Raw genomic sequence first — 14,363 nt, forward strand, 5'->3', positions numbered from 1 at the left:
CAGCTCAGGCGGAGCCCGGCTTCGTAGCGGGAGGTCCGCGCTCCAAGGGGTCCCACACGAATTCCTCCGTGGGAGTCAGAACCATGTTGGTGAAGCCATGGCGCTCAACGAAGCGCGCGAAACGCTCGGAGACGACCAGGTCTCCATAAAGGCCGCGAGGACGGAAGATGTCTTCCCCCTTCCAGGTGCCGGGCTCCAGGGCGAAGCCATGGATGGAATCTGTTCCTTCGGAACGGCACTCCTCGCAGGTAGGTGGTTTGTTGTAGCGGATGCGGCTGCGGGCCACGTCCACTGCCGCGCGGCCGAAGCAGGCCGTGACCGCCAGGTACTGGGGGATGTTAGAGGGCTTGGGGCCCCGACGTTTCCGGCGGACCCGTACCACCTCCACCGGATGGAAACCCTCCAGTCCCATGAGCCCCTCTTCCCTGAAGGCCTTGGCGAAACGCTCGGACACGAGAAGGTCATCCCCCTGGGTTTCGAGGTAGTCCCCGGCCTCCTCACCGTGCAGTAACAGCTCGATGCGGTAGGGGGGCAACCACCTCATCATTCCAATGGGGTCCCCGCATTTCGGGCAGTCGGCCCCCTCTTCGCGATTGACGGGCTCGGCCTTGTCTACGTCAACGTCGTAATGAGACCAGAGCGCGCCCTTCTGCAAGACGAAGAAGCGGGGGGAGGTCGCCGACTCAGAAACCAAGGGGGAACCTCTCACGCATCAAGGGCCGGTCATGGATTTCCCGAAGGAAGGTCTCGAACTCCTTTGAGGTCGCTTTCTTGTAGCGCCGCAGCCATTCAACGACCTCCGCGTCCACATCCCGATGCCATTTCTGGTAGCCACAGTGGGCCTTCTCATCCACGGCCCGGGTGACGAAGCGCGGGTCACGCGCCTCGTACTGGCCGCGAAGCGTTCTGTGTTCCTCCAACGCCTTGGCGATGCGTTTGGAGATGACATGGTGCAGCTGCCCCTTGCACTCCTTGGGCTCGGAACAGTCGGAGGCAACCGCGGCCTCGGCCGCGCTGTCCGCCTTCCGGGCGGCCTCCTCCACCTTGGACCGCGGCGCGAACTCCTCCAGGAGTTCCAGCAGCGCCTGCTCCTGCAAGGTACTGCCTGACTCACACATGCACTCCAACTCCACCAGCGTCCCGCCAGGTGGTGGGGGTGGCTGCTGCGTGAGCAACAACATCAACAAGGTCGCGAACATTGGGCTCCTCCCAGGTGCTGATGAAGACACGCAAGCGCCATCAGCGCGCCGGAAACCCGAGGAGCTTCCGGCCCGCCTCGACCGTCCGCTCCTCCGGTGCGCGCTCATCGCCCTCCTGCTGGAGCTCCCAGACGCAGTGCAGGGCGTAGATGTCCTCGGGAGGCAGGCCGGCCGTCGCCTCTCCGAAGAGCGCGAAGGTGACCGAGCCCACCATGCCCACGCCTTCCTCCGGTTCGCCCCCTTCCTCTTCGTAGCGGTAGCGGAAGAGCCAGACGTCGCGCTCGTCGTTCGTGGGCGGCCAGAAGAGCCGGCGGTGATCGTAGACCTCGAGGTGGTCGGGCGGCCGGCCGAATTCCGACGGGTGCTCGAGCCAATCGCTCATCTCGGCCATCGCGTCGAGCCGGAGGCGCTCCTCCTTCGGGAGAGGCGCGGGCGGGTGACCGAGCTCCTTCAGGTAGGTCACGGCGCGCTTCCGGGTCTTCGGGTCCTTCGACCAGTCCTGGAGCCGGGCCACGGCCAGGGCATCTCCACCCCAGGCGGCGGCCCAGGCGGCCTCCATGCGGACCGCCACGTCGGGGTGCGCCTGGGCCAGGGTGAAGAACTCCCGCGCGTCCTTCAGGAAGGGCAGGCTGGCCGCCGCGCTGTGGGCGTACGAGAAGTGGTCCGGGTCCTCGTCGGTGAGGAAGGCCCGGATCCGCTCGCGCCCCTGGGCCGTGTCGAAGGCGTGGGACGTGACGCCGTGCTCGCGCGCGAGCGTATTGGCCATGTCGAGCAGCGCCACGGCGATGAACCCCGGAGGCAGCGGCTCCCGGAGCGCGGAGGCGACGTGAGTGGCGGCTTCCTTCTCCGCCTTGACGAGCGCGAACAGGGCGACCGACCACATGTAGCTATCGGGAGCGAGCGGGATTCGCGCCGCGTCGATGATGCGCTGGAGCGCCTCCTCTCCCCGGTACATCCCGAAGATCTTCAGGACGTAGAGCAGATCGCTGGCGGCGTTGTCATAGCCCTCCTGAGGACCGGCCTTCCGCCACTCGCGCAGCCGCGCGTCATGGAGACGGAGCAGGGCGGGGAGCGCCTCGGTACGCAGGGTCACCGCCGCTTCCTTGACCGTAGGCCGCTGGAAGAGCGCCACGATCTTGGACAAGGGTGACACGACGGACTCGGGGTCCGTGTACTTCTCGGGGTGGGCCTCGAAGTCGAGAACGAGCCTGGCGGCCCGGTGTGCGGCCTCCGCCGAATCGATGTCGGCCGTGGACCAGTGCTCCAGCGCTTCCCGAGCAGATTTCTCCTGGGTCATGGATTGGTGTCTACCGCAGTCCCTGGGAGTTCCTGTAGCGAAGTCGAGCGCCCCTCGGGCCAGCACGCCCCCCTGCGGTAGACTCGCGCCCGGACAGGTGACGTCGGCCCACGGAGTCAGGACATGGCACGCAGCCTCTGGTCGTGGAATGGAGCCTTCCTGGGCATGCGCGGCGGTGACGGGACCCAGCCCGCGAAAACCCCAGTGAGCTGGGCCCTGGACGTGCCTTGATCACGAATCTGGAATGGACGGCGCTGTTGGGCGCCGTGCTGCTCTCCACCGGCTGCGTCACGCTGGCGCCCCGGCAGGGCGGCTGCACCGCGGAGGCGGGCGAGCACGAATTCTCCGAGGTCGCCAGCGCGAGGCATCCCCTTCAGGAGCCGCCCTCCTGTGGGGGGCAAGCCGTGCCCCCGGGCTGGCCGGACTACTCCTCCAACGACAGCGAAGCACTCCTCGCCCCCTTCCTCACGTGCACCTCGCCCGCCGAATACGTCGCACTGCAGGAGCGCGTGGACATGCCCCGGCTGGTGGAGTCGCTGACGGACTGGGATGCCGTGCGGCTCGGCTCGCTGGGGCCCGTGCGGGAGGACGCCGCCGGCCTGCTCAACCGCAAGCGCCTCGCGTTCATCCTCCACGCCACCGGCACGTATGGAGTCGCCCATGCCGAGGTGTTCGTCCGCTACCTCCTCGACTCGGCTTATGACGATGAGCTGCGGGAGCTCCTCTTCTGGCTGGCCCGGGACAAGCGGCTGGAGTCCACGCTGGGGCGGATGCCCAGGGCCCGTGCGGAGTTGGAGGCGCGGGGTCTGAAACTCTCGGCCCGTCCGGACAGGGACTTCCAACCTGGAGACGTGCTGCGAGGGGCAGACCATGCCGCCTCGGACCTGCTCACCCACGAGCAGGAGAAGAATGCCTGGTTCACCCACTACGCCCGGCAACGAGGCCAGCTCCCACCGTCCTACCAGGAGGACCTCGACGAGGTGGAGCGGGAGGCGGCGCGGCAGCACTACTCGGCGGGCAACGTGCTGCTGGGCAGCGTGGACCAGGTCACCTTCGGCGTGCCGCTGGGCTTCTACTACCTCGCGGCGGGAACGGGTCACGGGCTGTCCTCGCTCTCGCGGGGTGAGTACGAGCAGGCCGTGCGCGAGCTGACGCCCCTCGCACTGCTGGCAACCCTGTACGCGGGTGGCAAGGGCGTGCGCACCGTCTACGAGGCCCGGGGAGCAGGAGCTGGATTCCAGGGGGGACTCGCGACGGTACGGGCGCGAATGGGTCTCCTCGCGGAGAAGACGCGGCAACTGCAAGCGCAGCTGGGCACGGGCGTGGAGGGCCTGCGGGAGCTGGCCCGCTACATCCAAGCCAGACGCGAGGCGGGACGCTTCGTGGCCGTGGGGGGAATGGACGCCGCGCTGGCGCTCTACGAAGCGCGGGGGAACGTGGCCAGGGCCCGGCCGCTCATGTCCAGGGCCAGGCCCGGGGCCACGGGAGCCCCACCCGTGCGCCAGGGCACCCTGGCCTCGCTGGTGGATGAGGGGGTGGGCCACACGCGGGAGGTGGTGGACGCGAAGCTGGCGGCGGTGGAGTTGGAAGCCACGGGCCCGCGCCTGCCCACGGACACGCGGGTGCTGAAACAGCACCGCCCCTCACTCGATGCCCCGCCGTCCAAGGCCCGGGGCAACCCGCGCTGGCTCGAGTACGTGGACTACTACGAGCGGCGCCTGGGCGAGGTGGAGCAGGGCAAGGCCAGCAAGGGCCCCCTGAAATGGGAAGGGTACGAGCAGTTGCGCGGGTGGTTTGCCCGGGGGCTGGCCTTCGAGCGCGACATGGTGAAGCTGCTGCGAGAGGACGCGGCGAAGCCTCGGGCCGAGCGCCGATTCCTCGGGGACTTCAACAAGCCCCGCATTGAAACGCAGGTGGGCGTGAGGAAGCCGGATTCTGGCCTGCGCTACGCGGATGTGCTCGTCATTGAGGAAGGCCCGCTCGGCGGAGGGCCTCGGCGCGTGGAGACGTTCAGCTTCAAGAGCCGTGACCTCTCGAGGATGGGGAGAGACACTTTGACGGCACAAATCATCGAGGACGCCAGTGAGGCACTGAGACTCTACGGCGAGAGGCTGGATATCCGCCGAAACTCCCTCCAGCCCCTTTTGCCGGGAGGCAGCGAGGTGCAGGTTCCGAGGGTGCGCCTCATCTACGAGGGGGGCGAACTCAAGCCCAGGAACGCAGCTTTTTTGAATGATGCCGTGGCGAGAGCCCAGAGTGATGTACCTGGAGTGGAGGTGTCGTTCCAATGAAGGTGCTGGACCTGCACGGTTTGCCTGAGGAAGACAGCCTCCGCCTGGAGTTCAAAGGTGGCTTCGAGCCACAGGAAGGGCTCCAGAACGAATTGGAATCTTTTCTGCTGACGCTCGAGGAGCACGCCGACGGATGGATGCCGGACGTCGTCAACGGCAAGCGGCAACGCAAGTACTCCCACTCTTCCTTCTGGAAGGCACTGGAAGAGCGGCGCAGCCAACGATCTACAGGGCTGGGTCTCTATCGCACGACGTGGCCCGCGTTGGACATGTCGCTCTGGCTCTCGTTCGCATCTCAGCCCCCCAAGCTTGACTGTGCTGTCATCGTGAAGCCGCTCTCCTTCTTCACGGAGGCAGCGCGCTGCCAAAGGCTGGTGGACATGGTGCGCGCCTGGGCCTCCCGCTACCCCGTCTGCCATGCTTCAGCACATAGCTCTGATGACAGCGAGCTGGCGGGGTTTCCCAGCTTTGGTCGCGAATTGCAGACCACTGTTCGGGACGGCTTCGACAAAATCTACGAGGTCTTCTGGCTCAACATCTTCGGCCCCAAGCTGGTGGAAACCGTGGGCCGCGAGCGCATGCTGTCCACCCCGGCTCACCGGGTGGAGGAGTTGCCCAACGGCTCCGTGCTCCTGGTGACGTGGCCCACGGTGACGGACTTCGCGAGCAAGGAGGCACGGCTCGCTCAGGCCCGAGCCCACGCCCACCTCCGGCCACACCTCGACTTCGACACCGTGCTGCACAGCTTGCATGAGCGCAGTGCCAGGCTGGCCCCCGTGGAGCCCCGCTTCCATCCGGACCTGGCTCCGCTCCTCTCGCGGGTGGTGGACCGCGCCACCAGTCACGAGCGCCCGCGCAGAATCGCCGAGCTCAACGCATGGCAACCCCCCGAGCCCGAGGAATGGCGCCCCGCCAACTCCGCCCTGCCTCCGGACGTGGACGACCCGGAGCGCGCTCTCGAGTACTACGGCGACCTCGCCGAGCACCTCGTGGCGCTGCTGCACTCGGAGGTGCCCTCCGTCTTCAATGCCACACCCGAGTCGCTCACGGATGCCGACTTCTACTTCTGGCGTGAGGAATTCCCGACGAGCCGCCTGCGGGAAGCCATCGACGAGCACGCGGTGCCCGCCATTGGCGCCTACCTGGGTGAGGTGCTGGTGCGCAACCTCGGTGGCCGGTGGATTCCGCGAAAGAAGCTCGAGGAGGCCCAGGTTCTCGTGGGCAACCGCGTGTGGCTTCCCTTCGTCCGGGCCCGCAACGCCATGCGCTCGCGACAGTCGCTGCTGGACTGCTCCCTGACCTGGCTCTATCGCGTGGCCGAGCGGCACAGGGGCTGAAGCGTGAAACGACGTGGTGCCCCGCCGGGCCTCACGTGTCCCATTCGAACGTGTCGGCGGCCTCCTCGACGATGCGCGGGGCCAGCACCTTGAGCAGGTCCTCGGGCTTCGCTCCCGACGCCTGCACCTCCACGTCTCCCAGCAGCGCCTGGTCCGGGTAGCCGATGCACACCATCCGCACCAGCAGCCCTCCCGATTCCGTGGAGTGAATCTCCGCCTGCACCCGGAAGCCGTGGATGCCGTGCTTGCGCAGCACCCCCTGCGCCGCCGCCTTGCTCTCCTTCGCCGGTGCCAGCTGCGCCCCCATCTGCGTCAGCTTCCGCTTCATCCGCGCCTCGGCGAACTTCACCACCTCGGGCTTCAGCCCGCCCGTCTTGTCCTTCACCCCGGCGAAGTGCACGTACACCCGCGGCGTCTGGTTCTTCAGCTCCTGCAGCACCTGCACGGACGCCTTGATGGCCGCCTGCGCCGCCGCGTCCGTCTCGCCCTTGCGCGCCTTCAGGCACTCCAGCCCCGCCACTTCCTTCAGCTTCCCCAACGCCTGGGCCGCCGCCGCCCGCACCACCCCCTCCGGATCCTTCAGCCCTCCGCACAGCGGCTTCACCGCCTCCGGATCATCCGAGGACCCCAGCCCCTGCGCCGCCTGCGAGCGCACGCGCGGCTCCTGCCCCTGGCCGAGCTGTTTGCTCAGCGAGGCCGTCCGGGAATCCACCTGGGCCACAACGGCCCCGGGCAGGGTGAGCACGAACACAACGAGGAGCGAGAGCGAGCGCCGCATACGGGGAAACGAATCCTAGCGTCCGGAGCGAGAGGAGCGCAGCCCACCCGGGGTGTGCGCTATTTCCACTTGAAGGAGGCCGCGGTCTCCGTGATGGCCTCGGGCGCCAGGGCCCAGAGCAGCTCGTAGGGCTCCGCCCCCGACGCCTGGACCTGGATGCTCCCCAGCAGTTGCAGCTTGCCCGGGTAGCGCGTGCACATCACCGCCAGCATCAACCCTCCCGAAGCCCCCGGGCGGATCTCCGCCGTCAGCCGGTACCCCTGGATCTTGTGCTTGCGCAGCACCCCCTTCGCCTCCGCCTCGCCCTCCTTCGCCGGCGCCAGCCACGCCCCCTCCTGCGTCAGCTTCCGCCGCATCCGCGCCTCGGTGGCCTTCACCAGCTCCGGCGGCAGCGTCCCCGTCGTGTCCTTCACCTCGTTCAGCAGCACGTAGAACTTCGGCGGCCGGGCCTTCAGCTGGCGCAGCTTCCCCACCGCCGACTCCACGGCCGCCCGGGCCGCCGCGTCCGGCTCCTCCTTCCGGGCCTCCAGGCACTCCACCCCTCCCAGCTCCCCCAGCTTCTCCAGGGCCTGGGCCGAGGCCGCCCGGACCTCCGCCGCCGCGTCCTCCAACCCCGCGCACAGCAGCGGGAGCGCCTCGGGGTCCTCCGATTCCCCCAGGAGCCGGGCCGCCTGGACACGGTGCTCGGGCTCGGCCCCCTGCTTCAGCCTCCGGCCGAGCGAGGCCGTCTGGGGGTCGGTTTGCGCCAGGACTGTCGCCGGGCAGACGAGCAGCAGAAGGGTGACAAGGTGGGATGGGGAGCGCATGTCAGGAGGTGGATCCTAGCCCGGTCCACAAGAAACGCAGCGTACCCACCACTTGTGGCATATACCCTCACCATGTCCTCTGCCCTATCCGCTTCCCAGATTCGAGAGGCGTTCCTCAAGTTCTTCGAAGAGCGCGGCCATCGCCGCGTCGCGTCGTCCTCCCTCGTGCCGCAGAACGACCCCACCCTGCTCTTCACCAACGCAGGCATGGTGCAGTTCAAGGACGTCTTCACGGGGCGTGAGAAGCGCGAGTACACCCGCGCCACCACCTCGCAGAAGTGCGTGCGCGCCGGCGGCAAGCACAACGACCTCGACAACGTGGGCTACACCGCCCGGCATCACACGTTCTTCGAGATGCTCGGCAACTTCTCCTTCGGCGACTACTTCAAGTCCGACGCCATCGCGTACGGCTGGGAGTTCGTGACGAAGACGCTCGGGCTGGACAAGGCGCGGCTGGCCGTCACCGTGTTCAACGGCGAGGGCGGCATCCCCTGGGACGAGGAGGCCTTCGAGCTGTGGGCCAGGCAGGGCGTGTCCCGCGACCGCATCCTCAAGCTCGGCCTCAAGGACAACTTCTGGGCCATGGGCGACACCGGCCCGTGCGGTCCCTGCTCGGAAATCCACTACCACCAGGGCGACGACATCCCCTGTGCCGAGGTGTCCGCGGGCCGCCCGTGCAAGGGCGTGGCGTGTGACTGCGACCGGTGGCTGGAGATCTGGAACCTCGTGTTCATGCAGTTCGAGCGCAAGGAGAAGGACGCGCCGCTCATTCCGCTGCCCAAGCCGTCCATCGACACGGGCGCGGGCCTGGAGCGCATCGCCTCCGTCGTGCAGGGCAAGCGCTCCAACTACGACACGGACCTCTTCCAGAGCATCCTCTCGCGCGTGAGCGAGCTGGTGGGCAAGCCCTACACCCAGGAGGGCGGAGCCTCCATGCGCGTGGTGGCGGACCACAGCCGCGCGGCCGCGTTCCTCATCGCCGACGGCGTGCAGCCCTCCAACGAGGGCCGCGGCTACGTCCTGCGCCGCATCATGCGCCGCGCCATCCGCCACGGCTCGCTGCTGGGGCTCGAGGACGTGTTCTTCTTCAAGGTGGTGGACCGCGTCATCGAGCTCATGGGTGACGCCTACCCCGAGCTGCGCGACGGCCGCACCTTCATCCTCGAGGTCTGCAAGCACGAGGAGGAGAGCTTCCGCCGCACGCTCAACCGCGGCATGAAGCTCATCGACGAGGAAGTGGCCCGGATGAAGCAGTCCGGGGAGAAGGTCCTCTCGGGCGCCAAGGTCTGGGAGCTCCACGGCACCTACGGCTTCCCGTGGGACCTCACGGAGATCATCCTCAAGGAGCGCGGCTTCGAGGCCGACATCCCGGGCTACGAGAAGCTCAAGAAGGAAGAGGCCGACAAGGGCCCGGACGGGCCCATTGGCCCGGGTGCCGCCATCTCCACCGTCTACCTCAAGCTGCTCGAGCGCCTGGGCCCCACCCAGTTCCTCGGCTACGAGGGCGTGGGCCACGAGGGCGAGGGCTCCGTGCGCGCCCTCATCAACAAGAAGGGCGTGGAGCTGACCGAGGCCACCGCGGGTGACGAGGTGGAGCTGGTGTTGGACCGCACGCCCTTCTACGGCGAGTCCGGCGGACAGATGGGCGACACCGGCCGCATCGTGGGCCATGGCGGCAAGGCGAAGGCCGAGGTGCAGGACGCGACGCGCCCGGTGTCCGGCCTCATCGTCCACCACGTGAAGGTGACCGAGGGCACCTTCAAGGTCGGTGACATGGTGCAGGCGGGCGTGAACGGCGAGCGGCGCTCGTCCATCCGGGCCAACCACTCGGCCACGCACCTGCTGCACAAGGCGCTCAAGATGGTGCTCGGCGAGCACGTGAAGCAGGCGGGCTCCGTGGTGGCGCCCGACTACCTGCGCTTCGACTTCTCGCACTTCTCGCCCATGACGCCCGAGCAGCAGGAGCAGGTGGAGGACCTGGTCAACGGCTGGGTGCGCGAGAACACCGAGGCCCAGACGCGCGTGATGAACCTGGAGGACGCGAAGAAGTCCGGCGCCGTCGCCATGTTCGGCGAGAAGTACGGCGAGACGGTGCGCGTCGTCACCGTGCACCCGCAGTCCACGGAGCTGTGCGGCGGCACCCACGTGCGGCGCAGCGGCGACATCGGCCTCTTCAAGCTGGTGAGCGAGAGCGGCGTGGCCTCGGGCGTGCGGCGCATCACCGCCGTCACCGGCCTGGGCGCGCTCCAGTACGTGCGAGAAACAGAGCGCGAGCTGAAGAAGGCGGCCGAGCTGCTGAAGACCTCGCCCAAGGACCTGGTCAAGCGCGTGGAGGCCACGCAGAAGCGCGTGAAGGACCTGGAGCGCAAGATCGAGGAGGTGGCCGTCAAGGCGCAGGCCGGCTCCAGCAAGGACCTGCTCGAGCAGGCGCGCGACATCAACGGCATGAAGGTGCTGGCCACGCGGATGGATCCGGCGGACCCGAACGTGTACCGCGGGCTGGCCGACCAGCTGAGAGATCGCATCAAGTCCGGCGTGGTGGTCATCGGCGGCGAGAAGGACGGCAAGGTCGTCCTGCTGGTGGCGGCGACCAAGGACGTGGTGGCCAAGGGCATCCACGCGGGCAACCTGCTCAAGGAGATGGCCAAGGAGGTCAACGGCCGCGGCGGTGGCAAGCCGGACCTGGCCCAGGGCGGTGGCGAGGATCCCTCGCGCATCTCCAACGCCTTCGACAAGTTCTACGAGCTGGTGAAGGGGACGACCCTCTCATGAGCCCGAGCACCCGAGGCCTCGCGGTGCTCCTCTGCGCGGCGGCCCTCTTCGGGGGCTGCAAGAAGGAGGAGCCCGCGGCGAAGGACGACCGCACCCTGGAGAAGCTGCGCCAGGAGGTGGACCGCGTGAACCAGGGCGGGGCGCCCTCCGGCGCGCCCGACGAGACCGACCCCAACGCCCGGCTGGCGGGACTCGCCGCCGGCCAGGACCAGGAGAAGCCCCGGACGTACACCCTGCCCTCCAAGCAGAAGGTGAAGGTGGACACGCTCGAGCTCCAGCCCACCGGGTTGGAGTCGCTGCACTCCCTGCGCGGCACGGGCAAGGTGGCGCTCACCACCGACGAGCTGTTCCTGCGCGTGAAGCTCGACGCGGAGAACGTCGGCGAGAGCGCCGTGCACGTGCCCTTCTCGACGGTGCGGGTGGTGGACGCGGGGGGCAAGGAGTACCCCCTGGCCCGTGATGCCCAGACCGTCGCGGGGACGCGCAAGCTGGACCGCACCTGGGAGAACGAGCAGCGGGACTCGGTGGACCTCATCTTCGAGGTGCCGCCGGACGCCATCGCCCCGGGACTGTCCCTCCTGATTCCCACCAGCAGCGGCGAGGACGCTCGCATCCCGCTGCAATGAGGCCCTTCGGGAGACGGTGACGCACGGTGACGGTCGGGCCCAAGCTGATCCCGCTGCGCATCCGCCTCCCGTACGCGACGGAGGAGGACTTCGTCGAGAAGTACGGCTCCAACGTCGCGCGTGGGGGCCTCTTCATCGCCACGCGCTCGCCCAAGCCCGAGGGCACGGGACTCGCCTTCGAGCTGGTGCTCGCCGATGGGGGGCGCCTGCTGCGCGGCGAGGGCCTGGTCGTGAAGGCCCAGGCCGAGGGCCCTCGCGCCGGCATGACCGTGCGCTTCGTGCGCCTCGATGCGTACAGCAAGGCGCTCATCGACCGCATCCTCGCCCGCCGCAACCACGGCTCCGAGAGCACCGCCAGGACGCATGACGCGGCGGCCGGTGCTGGGAACACCGCCGAGGTGCCCGAGCCTCTCGCGAGCCCGCCCGTCGAGACGCCCCGCGCGGAGGAGCCCGCGCCGCTGGAGCCGGCTCCACGCCCGGAGGCCACAGCGGGCGCTGCGAAACGCGGCCGGCCCGTCATCTCCGCGGAGGCGCTCCGCAAGCAGGCCGCGACGCCATCCGCGCCCATCGCGCCTCCACCAGCGGCCAGCCCCGCCGCTCCGAAGCCCGCTGCGCCGGCCCAGGCGACTCCGAAGCCCGCCGCTCCCAAGCCCGCCGCGCCAAAACCGGCGGCCCCGAAGCCCGCCGCTCCGAAACCGGCATCGCCTGGCACGACGGCCGCTCCCAACTCGCCCGGGCCAGCCAACGCTCCGGGAGCCGTATCACCGGCACCGGCTCCTGGTCCGGCGAAACAGACGGCTCCTGTTGCGCAGACCCGTGCGCCAGAGCCGAAGACGCCTGCGCCCGCTCAGGCGATGCCTCCGGCCTCCGCGAAGCCAGCCGCGCCCTCCGCCCCGCCCCGGACGCCTTCGCCCAAGCCGGCCGCGCCTGCTTCGCCAGAAGCGGTGACGCCTCCCACCGCCATTCCCGCGCGACAGGACGCCCCGCCCACGCCGAAGCCGGCCGCGTCTCCTCCGCCAGAGGTGGCGACTCCCGCCGCCGCCATTCCCACGCGACAGGATGCCCCACCCACGCCGAAGCCAGCCGCGCCCTCCGCGCCCGCTTCCGCGAGAGTGCCCACGCCCGTGGAGATTCCCACGGCTGCCTCGCGGCCCACCACCCAGGACCTCATCGCCAACGCCGTCCTGGATCATCTCGCCCCCGACGAGGAGCTGCTCTCTCCAGAGAGCATCATCCTCGAGCCCGAGCCGCTCACGCCCGCCCCACCCGTGAACGAGGCCCCCCCGGCTCCCGCTCCGGTGGCTCCTCCCGTCTCCGTGCAGCCGGAGCCGCCCGTCGCCGAAGTTCCGGCCCCGGCCGCCCCCGCCCTCCCCGAAGCGCCCGCCCCCACGCGTCCCCCGGAGGCTCCCGCTCGTCCGGAGACAGCCCGCGAGGTGCCGCCTCCCGCCGAGGAACCCCGCCGCCCCGTCTCCGCCGAGATCAAGGGCCGCCGGCGCGCCATCCTCGACGTGCCCGTCTCCATGCCCGTGGTGGCCGCCCACCCCGAGGTGGTGCTCGGCATCGACCTCGGGACCTCGCAGGCGCGCGTCGCCGTCCACCACCAGGGCACGCTCCAGCTCATCCCCCTGGGCGAGGCCAGGGCCCTTCCCTCGCTCGTCGCCGTGGACGCCTCGGGCCAGCTCCTCGTGGGCGCCGCCGCCCGGGCCGAGGCCGAGCGCTCCCCTCGCCACGCCGTCCACGGACTGCGCCGCTTCCTCGGCCTGCGCGCCCGCTCACCCCTGGTGCGTGCGCTCGGCGGTCCCCTGCCCTTCCCCATCTCCGCCGGCCCCCACGGCGACGCCAGCATCGAGCTCCACGGCCGCGGCCACCTCCTCCCCGAGCTCGCCGCCCGGCTCCTGCGCGAGCTCAAGTCCGCCACCACCACCTTCCTCGGCCACGAGGCCACGCGCGCCGTCCTCTGCGTCCCCGCCCACTTCGACGACCGCCAGCGCGCCGCCATGCGCGAGGCGGGCTCGCTCGCCGGGCTCGACGTCCTGCGCATCCTCAACGCGCCCTCGGCCGCGGCGCTCGCCTTCGGTCATGAGCGGGGACTCGCCCGCAAGCGGCTGCTCGTGGTGGAGCTCGGCGGCGGCGGCCTCGACGTGTCCGTCGTCCAGCTCACCGGGGATGATCTCGAGGTCATCACCACCGGGGGAGATCCCACCGTGGGCGGCATGGACTTCGACGCGCGCATCGCCGAGGCGCTCGCCAGCGAGCTCCAGGCCCAGGGCCTCCCGCGCCCCGAGCACCCCGCCGACTGGCTCCCCCTGCTCACCGCCGCCGAGGCCGCCAAGGTGGCCCTCAGCGAGCGCGACGAGGTCTCCGTCCCGCTCCCCGGCATGCAGGCTCCGTTCTCGCTCAACCGCGAGCGCCTGGAGGCCCTCACCGCGGACCTCGTGCAGCGCATCACCCTCGTCGTGCGCCACGTGCTCGAGTCCAGCGCGCTCTCGCCGCAGGGGCTCGACGAGGTGCTGCTCCTGGGAGGCCAGGGCCGCTCGCCGCTGGTGCGCCGCCGGCTGGAGGAGAGCCTGGGCGTGCCCGTGCGCGCGGACCTGGAGTCCCCCCACGACGCCACGCATTCCGTGGCGTTCGGCGCGGCGCTGGTGGGCCAGGGACTGCTCGATGCGGCCGCGGGCAAGCCCGGCGCCACCGTCTCCGAGGTGCTCTCCGTCCCCATCGGCGTGGCCGAGCGCGGGGGCACGCTGCGCCGCGTCCTCGAGCGCAACACGCGGCTGCCCGCGGAGAAGACGCTCGTGCTTCCCGTCACGCCCGGGCCGCTCACGCTCGCCCTCTTCCAGGGGCCCTCTCCGGTGGCCGCGGAGAACGAGTACCTCGGCACGCTCGCCTTCACCGTCGAGCGTCAGGGCGAGGCCGAGGTGCACTTCAGCCTCTCGCAGGACGGCATCCTCTCGCTCGCGGCCACGCTGCCCGGCGTGAAGCGCCACGCCGTCACGCTCGCCCTGGACATGCCCGAAGACGCGGAGCTGGAGGCCGTCATGGCCCGCTCGCCGCTGGAGGGCGAGCCCGAGGCGCGTCCGGGCGGTCTCCTCTCCGGCCTGCGCAAGCTCTTCGGCCGCCGCTAGCCCGGATTATTCACCAGGGCTTGGCGAGGAGCCGCGAAGCAGTCGTGCGCAGGACCCGGGGGCACAATCTGGCCCGTTGCCCCTATCTGTCAGGTGAGCGGCAGTCAGGTTGGCAAAGGGGCGCCAAATCCGTGG

General features: G+C 69.9%; 10 protein-coding genes. 5 read left to right on the forward strand and 5 right to left on the reverse strand.

Annotated elements, in window-relative coordinates:
• Window positions 1-4 precede the first annotated feature (4 nt).
• The 3 genes from VFZ09_RS20935 to VFZ09_RS20945 all read right to left on the reverse strand — a co-directional run bounded on the left by VFZ09_RS20935 (window position 5) and on the right by VFZ09_RS20945 (window position 2,496).
• Window positions 5-547, reverse strand: a complete 543-nt coding sequence (locus tag VFZ09_RS20935; protein ID WP_329729391.1) for an imm11 family protein — start codon at window positions 545-547, stop codon at window positions 5-7.
• Between the two features lie 136 nt (window positions 548-683).
• Window positions 684-1,199, reverse strand: a complete 516-nt coding sequence (locus VFZ09_RS20940; RefSeq protein ID WP_329729392.1) for a Wall-associated protein precursor — start codon at window positions 1,197-1,199, stop codon at window positions 684-686.
• Window positions 1,200-1,239: 40 nt separating this feature from the next.
• Complete coding sequence (locus VFZ09_RS20945) at window positions 1,240-2,496, reverse strand: hypothetical protein (RefSeq protein ID WP_329729393.1); 1,257 nt, start codon at window positions 2,494-2,496, stop codon at window positions 1,240-1,242.
• Window positions 2,497-2,723: 227 nt separating this feature from the next.
• Here VFZ09_RS20945 and VFZ09_RS20950 point away from each other — a divergent pair, with 227 nt between their 5' ends.
• Both VFZ09_RS20950 and VFZ09_RS20955 read left to right on the forward strand, forming a co-directional pair.
• The gene (locus tag VFZ09_RS20950) at window positions 2,724-4,787 is read left to right on the forward strand and encodes a hypothetical protein (protein ID WP_329729394.1); all 2,064 of its coding nucleotides are present in this window, start codon (window positions 2,724-2,726) and stop codon (window positions 4,785-4,787) included.
• Window positions 4,784-6,124, forward strand: coding sequence for a hypothetical protein (locus VFZ09_RS20955; RefSeq protein WP_329729395.1), 1,341 nt, complete (start codon window positions 4,784-4,786; stop codon window positions 6,122-6,124). The genes VFZ09_RS20950 and VFZ09_RS20955 overlap by 4 nt, the downstream gene beginning before the upstream one ends.
• Window positions 6,125-6,155: 31 nt before the next feature.
• On the opposite strand, the gene VFZ09_RS20960 is transcribed toward VFZ09_RS20955, so the two are convergent.
• Window positions 6,156-6,902, reverse strand: a complete 747-nt coding sequence (locus VFZ09_RS20960) for a HEAT repeat domain-containing protein (protein WP_329729396.1) — start codon at window positions 6,900-6,902, stop codon at window positions 6,156-6,158.
• A gap of 59 nt (window positions 6,903-6,961) precedes the next feature.
• Window positions 6,962-7,708, reverse strand: a complete 747-nt coding sequence (locus VFZ09_RS20965) for a HEAT repeat domain-containing protein (protein WP_329729397.1) — start codon at window positions 7,706-7,708, stop codon at window positions 6,962-6,964.
• A 72-nt stretch (window positions 7,709-7,780) separates the two neighbouring features.
• Between VFZ09_RS20965 and alaS the strand changes: the two genes are divergently transcribed.
• The 3 genes from alaS to VFZ09_RS20980 are packed head-to-tail and all read left to right on the forward strand — an operon-like array spanning window position 7,781 to window position 14,228.
• Window positions 7,781-10,480: an alanine--tRNA ligase gene (alaS, locus tag VFZ09_RS20970; protein ID WP_329729398.1), complete on the forward strand. Its 2,700-nt coding sequence runs from the start codon at window positions 7,781-7,783 to the stop codon at window positions 10,478-10,480.
• Complete coding sequence (locus tag VFZ09_RS20975) at window positions 10,477-11,106, forward strand: hypothetical protein (RefSeq protein ID WP_329729399.1); 630 nt, start codon at window positions 10,477-10,479, stop codon at window positions 11,104-11,106. Before alaS ends, VFZ09_RS20975 begins: the two co-directional genes overlap by 4 nt.
• A gap of 26 nt (window positions 11,107-11,132) precedes the next feature.
• Window positions 11,133-14,228 (forward strand): TIGR02266 family protein, encoded by a 3,096-nt coding sequence (locus VFZ09_RS20980; protein WP_329729400.1) that lies wholly within the window; start codon window positions 11,133-11,135, stop codon window positions 14,226-14,228.
• Window positions 14,229-14,363: the final 135 nt, after the last annotated feature.

This window comes from Archangium sp., assembly GCF_036277355.1.
Taxonomy (GTDB): domain Bacteria; phylum Myxococcota; class Myxococcia; order Myxococcales; family Myxococcaceae; genus Archangium.

What these genes read in the sequence shown, in the direction of transcription:
- VFZ09_RS20935 (WP_329729391.1), bottom strand. Translation starts at nt 547, where the DNA reads ATGATGAGGTGGTTGCCCCCCTACCGCATCGAGCTGTTACTGCACGGT.
- VFZ09_RS20940 (WP_329729392.1), bottom strand. Translation starts at nt 1,199, where the DNA reads ATGTTCGCGACCTTGTTGATGTTGTTGCTCACGCAGCAGCCACCCCCA.
- VFZ09_RS20945 (WP_329729393.1), bottom strand. Translation starts at nt 2,496, where the DNA reads ATGACCCAGGAGAAATCTGCTCGGGAAGCGCTGGAGCACTGGTCCACG.
- VFZ09_RS20955 (WP_329729395.1), top strand. Translation starts at nt 4,784, where the DNA reads ATGAAGGTGCTGGACCTGCACGGTTTGCCTGAGGAAGACAGCCTCCGC.
- VFZ09_RS20960 (WP_329729396.1), bottom strand. Translation starts at nt 6,902, where the DNA reads ATGCGGCGCTCGCTCTCGCTCCTCGTTGTGTTCGTGCTCACCCTGCCC.
- VFZ09_RS20965 (WP_329729397.1), bottom strand. Translation starts at nt 7,708, where the DNA reads ATGCGCTCCCCATCCCACCTTGTCACCCTTCTGCTGCTCGTCTGCCCG.
- alaS (WP_329729398.1), top strand. Translation starts at nt 7,781, where the DNA reads ATGTCCTCTGCCCTATCCGCTTCCCAGATTCGAGAGGCGTTCCTCAAG.
- VFZ09_RS20975 (WP_329729399.1), top strand. Translation starts at nt 10,477, where the DNA reads ATGAGCCCGAGCACCCGAGGCCTCGCGGTGCTCCTCTGCGCGGCGGCC.